The organism is Oribacterium sp. NK2B42, assembly GCF_000424445.1.
Taxonomy (GTDB): Bacteria; Bacillota; Clostridia; order Lachnospirales; family Lachnospiraceae; genus Oribacterium.
Window position 1 is genome coordinate 40,893 of record NZ_AUJX01000032.1, and the last position, 9,533, is coordinate 50,425.

The 9,533-nt window shown below is 44.2% G+C and carries 7 protein-coding genes and 2 pseudogenes; 8 read left to right on the forward strand and 1 reads right to left on the reverse strand.

Annotated features, from left to right (window positions below; all coding sequences use genetic code 11):
• Positions 1-10 precede the first annotated feature (10 nt).
• The 8 genes and pseudogenes from G625_RS0109430 to G625_RS23500 all read left to right on the forward strand — a co-directional run.
• Positions 11-2,239, forward strand: a complete 2,229-nt coding sequence (locus G625_RS0109430) for an NHLP family bacteriocin export ABC transporter peptidase/permease/ATPase subunit (RefSeq protein ID WP_029200930.1) — start codon at positions 11-13, stop codon at positions 2,237-2,239.
• A 3-nt stretch (positions 2,240-2,242) separates the two neighbouring features.
• Positions 2,243-4,414: an ATP-binding cassette domain-containing protein gene (locus tag G625_RS0109435; protein WP_029200931.1), complete on the forward strand. Its 2,172-nt coding sequence runs from the start codon at positions 2,243-2,245 to the stop codon at positions 4,412-4,414.
• A gap of 265 nt (positions 4,415-4,679) precedes the next feature.
• Positions 4,680-5,480, forward strand: coding sequence for a TrmH family RNA methyltransferase (locus G625_RS0109440; RefSeq protein ID WP_029200932.1), 801 nt, complete (start codon positions 4,680-4,682; stop codon positions 5,478-5,480).
• A gap of 26 nt (positions 5,481-5,506) precedes the next feature.
• Positions 5,507-6,520, forward strand: coding sequence for an ornithine carbamoyltransferase (gene argF, locus G625_RS0109445; RefSeq protein ID WP_029200933.1), 1,014 nt, complete (start codon positions 5,507-5,509; stop codon positions 6,518-6,520).
• Between the two features lie 9 nt (positions 6,521-6,529).
• Entirely contained in the window at positions 6,530-6,835 is a 306-nt protein-coding gene (locus G625_RS0109450; protein WP_044932163.1) for a DUF6637 family protein, read from the forward strand.
• Between the two features lie 54 nt (positions 6,836-6,889).
• The gene (gene rpoD / locus G625_RS0109455) at positions 6,890-8,098 is read left to right on the forward strand and encodes an RNA polymerase sigma factor RpoD (RefSeq protein WP_044932164.1); all 1,209 of its coding nucleotides are present in this window, start codon (positions 6,890-6,892) and stop codon (positions 8,096-8,098) included.
• A gap of 154 nt (positions 8,099-8,252) precedes the next feature.
• A complete protein-coding gene (locus G625_RS0109460; RefSeq protein ID WP_044932165.1) occupies positions 8,253-9,032 on the forward strand; it encodes an epoxyqueuosine reductase QueH in 780 nt (259 codons plus the stop codon).
• A 71-nt stretch (positions 9,033-9,103) separates the two neighbouring features.
• Positions 9,104-9,202 (forward strand): annotated as a pseudogene (locus G625_RS23500) (HPr family phosphocarrier protein); the annotation flags it as partial.
• Positions 9,203-9,244: 42 nt separating this feature from the next.
• Here the strand turns inward: G625_RS23500 and G625_RS22845 are convergent.
• A pseudogene (locus tag G625_RS22845) lies at positions 9,245-9,533 on the reverse strand (hypothetical protein); the annotation flags it as partial.

Here is a 9,533-nt window from a genome sequence, read left to right on the forward strand (position 1 = left end):
TGGGAGGCATATGAGTAAGATCAATAATATTCCTATAGTTATGATGATGGAGAATACAGAGTGCGGTGCCGCGTGCCTCAATATGATATTGGGATACTACGGCAAATGGGTCTCTCTTGAGCAGGTTCGCCAGGACTGCGCCATAAACAGGGATGGAAGCAATGCCCTGAACCTTGTTAAGGCGGCACGAAATTACGGTCTCCGGGGAGGCGGATACCGGGCTTCCGTTGATGCCCTCAGGGATGTTTCAGAACCCTTGATCCTTCACTGGAATTTCAGTCATTTTGTTGTTCTCTGTGGATTTGACAAGGATAAGGCTGTGATCATCGATCCTGCCATGGGCAGGGTTAATGTTTCCATGGAAGAGTTTGATGTTTCATATACAGGAGTAGTACTTAAGTTTGAGCCGGGTCCGGAATTCAAGAAAGAGGGACACCGTGATACTGTTATCAATTTTGTGAGAAGCAGACTCAGAAACTCCCACAGAACCTTTTTGGCAGCGGCGCTTTTTTCGATCCTGGTGGGTCTGGGCGGCCTGATAAGCCCATTCCTCAGCAGGGTATATCTTGATTATATCCTTTCGGGATCAAATGAAGAATGGTTCACAACAGTTATAGGATTTATGGCCTTGATGGCAATCTTCATAGGTCTTTCTTCCATAGTTGAAGCTGTCTATGGTCTTCAGGTGGAAGCCAAGCTTGGTGTTAATGCCGGCACCAGGTTTATGTGGCATGTTCTCCATCTGCCGGTGGAGTTTTTTAAGCAGCGTTATGTGGGAGATGTGGTCCAGAGACAGGAAAGTAACCAGAATATCGCCAGGCTTCTGATAAAAAGCCTGGCACCTATAGTGATAGAAGTGGTTTTTACCATTTTTTTTGTTGCAGCCATGCTTCATTATTCTGTTATGCTTACGCTGCTTGGGGTTTTGGTCTTGTTCCTGAACCTTGTTATCACTGAGAGAGCAACCATGGTTGATATAAACAGAAACCGTGCCCAGCTACAATATAAAGGGCGTATGGACAACGCCACCATCGCCGGAGTTGAGATGATCGAAACCATAAAGGCATCTGGAACGGAGGATGAATATTTTGAACGATGGGCAGGGCTTCATGCAAATTTCCTTAATTATGGAAATACCACAAGAGGAGCCCGTTTGGAGGTGTATCTCGGATTTTTCAGGGATCTCGCAAACTGGGCGGTTGTTATCGCCGGCGGCTGGTTGATATTACAGGGAGAGATAACAGTCGGTATGCTTCTTGCCATCCAGGGTTTTCTGTCCAATGTTTCTACACCGTTACAGAGTCTTATCTCAGTGGGCCAGCAGTTCCAGGAGCTTGTCAATGCCATTAACAGAGTTGAAGATGTAATGAGATACAAAGCGGACGTTCCGGAGACCTTCAGCGAGGAGATGGAGAAGGCCGGGATCGTCTTGCCAAAAGAAGGCTCAGACTCTGAGAAACGGGACTTAGATAAGGATCGTATAGTTGAAAAACTATTCCAAAACGAAGATCCCGAAAAACTGAGCGGAGAGATTGAGTTCAGGAATGTTACCTTTGGCTACAGCAAACTATCGGATCCTTTTATTGAAAACTTCTCATTAAAGGTTCCCGCAGGCGGCAGTGTAGCATTTGTGGGATATTCAGGCTGCGGCAAGAGCACCATGGCCAAGCTTTTGTCGGGACTTTATAAGCCTTGGTCGGGAGAGATACTTTATGACGGAACTCCTATCAATGATATACCAAGGGATATATTCACCAGTTCACTTTCTGTAGTTGATCAGGATATCGTTCTTTTCGAGGATGAGATAGCTGAAAATATTTCTCTGTGGGATAAATCAATAGAGGATTTTGACATCATCCTTGCCGCAAGAGATGCTCATATCCACGATGAGATCATTTCAAGAGAAGGCGGTTATCATGGCATGATCCGTGAGAACGGAAAGAACTTTTCCGGAGGACAGAGGCAGCGTATCGAGATCGCAAGAGTCCTCGCTGAGGATCCGTCCATACTTATACTTGATGAAGCCACCAGCGCCCTTGATGCTGAGACCGAATATAAGGTCATGGATTCCATCAGGGATCGAGGCATTTCGACGATAGTAATTGCCCATCGTCTTTCCACTATTCGTGAGTGTGATGAGATCATTGTTATGGACAAGGGGAAGATTGTTGACAGAGGAACGCATGATGAACTTATGTCAAGGGGAGGCTTGTATCACCAGCTTATTACGATGGAGTAAAGAATGGGACTTCTTGATAATCAGATAAAAACCAGAAGAAAAAATGATAATGATGCCATGGAGCGGGCGTTGGGCGAGCTTCGCGCGGCGGTCATGGGAGAAGAGATTTACTTCCAGAGCAAGGGCACAAAAGATGATGCCCTTAAGGAAATACTTATTTATTACGGGGTTAAATATGAAGATCCCCCAAGTATCCTTGACTCCTTTGAAGACCGGATGAATTTCATGCTCAGTCCTACAGGTATCATGAAGAGACACGTCAGGCTTGCCGGAAAATGGTGGATCCATGATGCCAATCCCATACTGGCTTATACCAAAACCGGAGAGGCATTGGCCCTGCTTCCGAAAAATTTCGGAGGATATCAGTGGTATGATTATAAAAGCGGTAAGTATATCAAGGCACAGAAGGATAATGTGGATATATTTACCGGGGAGGCTATCCTTTTTTACAGACCTATGCCCATAAAAAAAATGACTCTTATGGATTATTTCAGGTATATAGTGACTGAAATAAGAACCTACAGGATCATATATTTTGTTCTCCTCAGTATGATGGTCAGCTTTATGGGACTTGTGACGCCTGTCTTTACAAGAATGATATTTGATACTGCTATCCCCATGAAGAGCAGGCGCGGTCTTATGGTCATAGCTGCCTCTTTCCTGGGAATTCTTGTTTCGACCATGCTGATAAAGCTCAGTAAAGCCATGTCACTCAGAACTATCCAGAGGAAAGCCGAGATTGCTTCAGAATGCGGGATCATGGGAAGAGTTCTCAATCTTCCTGTGCAGTTTTTTGAGAATCATAATTCCGGTGAGATGCAGAGAAGGATAATGGCGGGTAAGGAGATCGTTGAAAAGACCACAACTATAGCATTGGCTGCCATAGTCGGGGCTGTACTCGCTGTAGCCTACCTCATCCAGATAATGGTTATGGTTCCGGAGCTGTTTCCTGCCACCATCGCTATAGTTGCCATACAGATATTTTTCTTTGTCCTAATAGCATGGATACAGCAGGACTGGAATTATACTCTTCTTGAGGTTAAGTCAAAGATAAACGGACTTACCTATCAGCTTTTTTCCGGAATACAGAAAATAAAGCTTGCCGGTGCGGAAAAGAGAGCATTTGCCAAGTGGGCAAAGCTGTTTAAAGAGGAGTCTGACTGTAATTACAATGCTCCTACCATCACAACTCTTCCGGTGGTTCTTGAAGAGTTTATAGTTTTGGCAGGCACTGTGGTGCTTTGCGTGATAGCGGTGAGAAAAAATCTCAGTGAAGCCGATTTCATGACATTTTCTTCGGCTTTTACATTATTTCAGGCATCCTTTTCGGCATTGATCTCTGTGGAAGGTGAGATATGTATGATAGGACCTTTGACCCGGGAACTCATGCCTATTCTTGAGGCTGTGCCTGAGGTCGGAGAAAGTAAAAAGCCTATACCGCGTATGACCGGAGGTATAGAGCTTAGTAATGTCAGCTTCAGATACTCTGATGATGGTCCCATGGTACTTAAGGAGATAAATCTCAAGATACAGCCGGGACAGTATGTGGCCATTGTCGGGCATACGGGCTGTGGCAAGAGTACCCTTATGAAGCTTCTTCTTGGGTTCGTGACCCCTACTGAAGGTGGGATATACTACGACGGAAGGGGTCTGGACTCCATTGACCTTAAGAGACTGCGCAGAAATATCGGAGTTGTTTTGCAGAATGCCCATCTTTTTGCAGGTACGATTTTTTCCAATATTTCCATCGCCTGCCCGGGGCTTACCATGAAGGAAGCCTGGAAAGCGGCAGAAATGGCTGATATAGCAGATGATATCCGGGCTATGCCACTTGGTATGAGAACTATGATCTCTGAGAGTGGCGGCACTATATCCGGAGGTCAGAAGCAGAGGCTTATGATAGCCCAGGCTATAGCCTGCAAGCCCAGGATCCTTATGTTCGATGAAGCCACCAGTGCTCTTGATAATATCTCCCAGGATCAGATAGCAGAGTCACTTTCGCAGCTTAAGTGTACCCGTATTGTGATCGCCCACAGATTAAGTACGATCAAAAAGTGCAGCAGGATCATAGTGCTGGATGGCGGGCAGATAGTTGAAGACGGTAAGTATGAGGAGCTTCTGGACAGGGGCGGTCTGTTCTCAGAGCTCATAAAGCGGCAGCAGGTGGATATGTGAGAACGGCTCATCAGGATGAGCTCCGGCTCCTGGTCCACTCACGTCCGGTCAAGCTGTTGTGAGAACTTAGTTGGTTAATATATTTTATTTTCATAAAACAGTTGAAAAAGTCCAAAGGGTGAGCAATATTTATAATGCACACTCTTTGGACTTTTTCTTTTTTGTGACATAAGTCCTGCTTCTGTTGGGCAGATAGGAGCCGACAAAAGCGTATCTGTATGTCAGAGATAAGCGGCGAAAAACATGCGTTTATAGAGGGGAATCATTGGAGAAGATCATATCTACCGGTAATAAATTGGTAAAAGAGGTTAGGGAACTTGAAAAGAAGGCAAAGCTGAGACGGGAAACCGGACTCTTTGTGGCCGAAGGCGAGAGGCTTTGCAGTGAGATCCCTGCGGATTCCATAGTCCGTATATTTGTTACCCCGGATTACCATGGACGGATGCCAGAGGGTTTAGTGTGGGATAAAGTTAAAAATACGTATACAAGAGCCGGAGGAGATATTGCTGTATATCAGGTGTCGAGGCAGATCATGGAATTCATGTCGGACACAAAAACAAGTCAGGGCATACTTGCTATCGTAAAACAGAAACATTACAAATCTTTATCCGGAGATTTCTTTATCATTCTTGATACCCTGCAGGATCCGGGAAACATGGGAACCATATTCAGAACAGCCGAGGCTGCGGGAGTAAAGGGAATAATCATGAATCGGAACTGTGTCGATATTTATTCACCCAAGGTTGTCAGAGCTACAATGGGGGCAATGTTCAGGATGCCTTTCATTATATGTGAGGACCTTTCTGCCGAAATAATAAGAATGAAGGATAAAGGCATAGCTATATATGCGGCACACCTTAAGGGTGAGAAGAACCATTGGGAATTCGATTACAGTAAACCTACGGCGTTCATGATAGGAAACGAAGGCAATGGTCTCAGTGATGAGATCGCAGCACTGTCGGATGCATATATGCGTATTCCGATGATGGGAAAAACCGAGTCATTAAATGCAGCTGTTGCAGCAACTGTACTGATGTATGAAACGGTCAGACAGCGTATGAACTGATGACAGAGTCGAAAGGGGAGGATATTATGGCAGATTTAACCGGAAGAGATTTTCTAAAGCTTCTTGACTATTCACCTGAGGAGATAAATTATCTTCTCGATATGGCAGCACGTTTAAAGGCTGAAAAAAAGGCAGGTCCGGTAAATGGACAGCCGATGCACAAGGCAAGCTTCGAAGGAAAGAACATTGCACTGATCTTTGAGAAGGATTCCACCAGAACCAGATGTTCCTTTGAGGTTGCGGCTTCAGATCTCGGTATGGGGTCAACCTATCTCGGACCCAGTGGTTCCCAGATAGGAAATAAGGAGTCCATCGCAGATACCGCCAGGGTACTTTCAAGAATGTATGATGGTATCGAGTATCGCGGTTTCGGACAGGAGCTTGTGGAGGAGCTTGCGAAGTATAGTGATGTTCCTGTATGGAACGGTCTCACCAATGAGTTCCATCCAACTCAGATGCTTGCAGATATGCTTACCATACGTGAGCACAAAGGGAACCTTAAGGGACTTAAGCTGGTTTATATGGGTGATGCCAGATACAATATGGCGGATTCCTATATGGTGACCTGTGCAAAACTCGGAATGCATTTCGTAGCCTGTGCTCCCGAAGAGTACTGGCCGGATAAGAAGCTTATAGAAACCTGCAAAGAGATTGCTTCTCAGAATGGGGCAGTTCTTGAGTTTACAGAGGATGTTAAAACAGCATGTACCGATGCTGATGTTATTTGTACCGACGTTTGGGTATCCATGGGCGAACCGGATGAGGTATGGGAAAAGAGAATACATGATCTCAGCCCATATCAGGTTAATGCAGAGGCCTTTTCATATGCAAAGGAAGATGCTGTTTTCCTGCATTGTCTCCCGGCTTTCCACGATACAAATACAAAGATTGGCAAGAAGATATATGAGAAGTACGGTTTAAAAGAAATGGAAGTGACAAACGAGATTTTTGAGTCAAAGCACAGTGTGGTATTTGACGAGGCGGAAAACCGTATGCATACTATCAAGGCAGTTATTTACACTACACTTGGCGGAAAGTAAGAGGTGCAGATGGCAAAAATAAATACTGTATCAAGAGGTACAGCAAAGAATCTCGATTTCATACATATCGTTCTTGGGATAGTGATCATCGTCATGTCAGTTATGGCTTTCACGAATCCTGTCGATAATATGGTATTGTTTCCTTTGATATTTTTTGCTGCGGCCGCACTTAAGATAATTTGCGGAGTTACGGTAGTTTCAAGATATGATACCGAACATGACAAGAAGCAGCGTTTTCGTGGTTCGCTTCAGATTGTTGCGGGAATGATCATTTTTGGAATAGGAATCATTTCGGCAGTATCTATTTGGTTTTAAACAGAATAATGATCAAAGGATTTTCGGATGTTTAAACCATAAAAAGGAGTAAAGATGGCTAATAAAAAGGGTGTTGGTGAAAATGCTTCAAAGGCTTCTGACAAGAAGGAGCTTAGCAAAGAGGAACTTGTAAAAAAGATAGAGCTGCTGTGTAAAAAAGGCAAGAGCAATAAAAACTCAATCGATCAGTCCGACATAAATGAGATGTTCGCATCAGATGATATAACTGAGGAACAGATGGAGAATATCGGTCGTCTCATAGAAAACCGTGGCATCGAGATCAATCCGATCGTTGATGAATCTGTTTTGAAGGGGATGGAAAAGGGTGTTCTTCTCGGTGATGCAGATGATGATATCGAACCCATAGATGATGAGCTTGAAAAAGAAGAAGAGGAAAATGTAGATCTGGATGCCGTCAATCTGCTTGAGGGTATAGGTACAGAAGATCCTGTACGTATGTATCTCAAGGAAATCGGAACAGTTCCCCTTCTTACAGCCGAGGAAGAGTATAGTCTTGCTACCCGTAAGGCTAATGGAGATGAGGATGCAAAGCAGCGTCTTATCGAGGCAAACCTTCGTCTTGTGGTTTCCATTGCTAAGAGATATACAGGCAGAGGTATGAGTTTCCTGGATCTGGTCCAGGAAGGAAACCTGGGACTTATCAAGGGTGTTGAAAAGTTTGATCCGGAAAAAGGTTTTAAATTGTCTACTTATGCAACCTGGTGGATCAGACAGTCTGTAACCAGAGCTTTAGCAGATCAGGCCAGAACTATCCGTGTGCCGGTTCACATGGTAGAGACTATAAACAAGATGTCCAAGATGCAGCGTAAACTTACATTGGAGCTTGGATACGAGCCCAGCGTTAAGGAGCTGGCAGAGCATCTTGATATGACTGAGGAGAAGGTTCAGGAGATCATGCAGATCGCAAGAGAACCGGCTTCACTTGAAACACCTATAGGTGAAGAGGATGACTCCAATCTCGGAGATTTTGTCGCAGATTCCAATATCGTATCCCCTGAGGGAAATGTTGAATCTGTAATGCTGAGAGAGCATATCGATTCACTTCTCGAGGATCTCAAGGAGCGTGAACGTCAGGTTATAGTCCTCAGATTCGGACTTGAGGACGGTCATCCGAGAACCCTCGAAGAGGTAGGCAAGGAGTTCAATGTTACCCGTGAACGTATCCGTCAGATCGAAGCGAAAGCACTTCGTAAGCTTAGGAATCCTGTCCGTTCAAAGCGGATCAGAGATTTCCTTCAGTGATGAATGGTTTTTGATAATTGAGAATAGACAGCCGGCTATACAGCCGGCTGTCTTTTTGCGAAAAAAGATGATAGAATGTATCCACCGGGGACGGTTCTCGCCGGCGAGAACCGTCCCCAGTGGATTTCTGTTAACGAGTATAAGCTGAAAGTATATGGATTGCGAAAGGGAAATAATGGAGTACATTAAACCGGAACCCAATACTAAAAACTATATGATGCTGCTGAATAAGATCATCGAATCATGGCAGAAGGATCCTGAAAAAAAGGGGAGAAGGCCAAGACTGCTTCTTCATAGCTGCTGTGCGCCATGTTCCAGTGCGGTTTTGGAACGGATGTGCCAGTATTTTGACATTACCCTGTTTTACTATAACCCCAATATCTCTACAAAAACCGAGTTCGATCACAGAGTATCCGAGCTGAAAAGACTTATACATGAGATGGGGATAGACAAGGAAAGGATGGATGAAGACGGAGCTTTGCTTGGGAAGGTTTCGGTGGTGGTTCCTGAATATGATCACAGGGAATTCCTGGAAATTGCAAAAGGTCATGAGAAGGATCCTGAACGCGGAGAGCGGTGTCATTTATGTTATCGTCAGAGACTGGAGAAAACTGCAGAATATATGGATACCATAAGGAAAGCTGCCGAGTCCGGCAAGGGAGCCGGTGAAACGACCTATGACTATTTCTGCACAACCCTTACCATTTCTCCGATGAAATCAGCGGAGATCCTTAACAGGATTGGTGAAGAGGTGGGGACTGATCATGGAGAAGCATTTCTCCCCTCGGATTTCAAAAAAAATGGTGGATATCAAAAGTCCATCGAACTTTCCAGGGAGTATAACCTTTACAGGCAGAATTTCTGCGGCTGTGAATTTTCCAAAGCGGCCAGTGAAAAAGAACGGGAAGAACGTATGGCGTTTAGAGATAAATAGAGTTATAATCAACCTGTTAAAATTTAATTCTTTTTTACCCGAAATAATTACTTTAAGGAAGAGGATTACAAATGGTATCAGGAGAAGTAACCGTAGTTAATGAGTCAGGATTACATCTTAGGCCTGCAGGAGTTTTGACACAGACAAGTATAAAGTATAAAAGCAATATTTATGGTGTTAGTTGGAAAATGGGTCGGTAACCATGACTCCAATCAAATGATCGTTAAGCCGTACCTTTTTACATCTGAAATACTGTAGCGTATAGCAGAACCCGGTCTTAACATACCATCCTTTATAGCACGAATCGAAATATCTGTTTTACGGTACATATACTCAAATAGTGTACAGTAACGATTTATGTATTTTGTGGCCACACCACGGTAAAACTCATACTGTTTTTTGATAACTGAATGAAGGTTATTTACCGTGTTAAGATTGTAAAAGCTGGTCTTCTCGTTTTCGACATTCTTGATACTACAATCCGCCAATGTTTCGAGAATG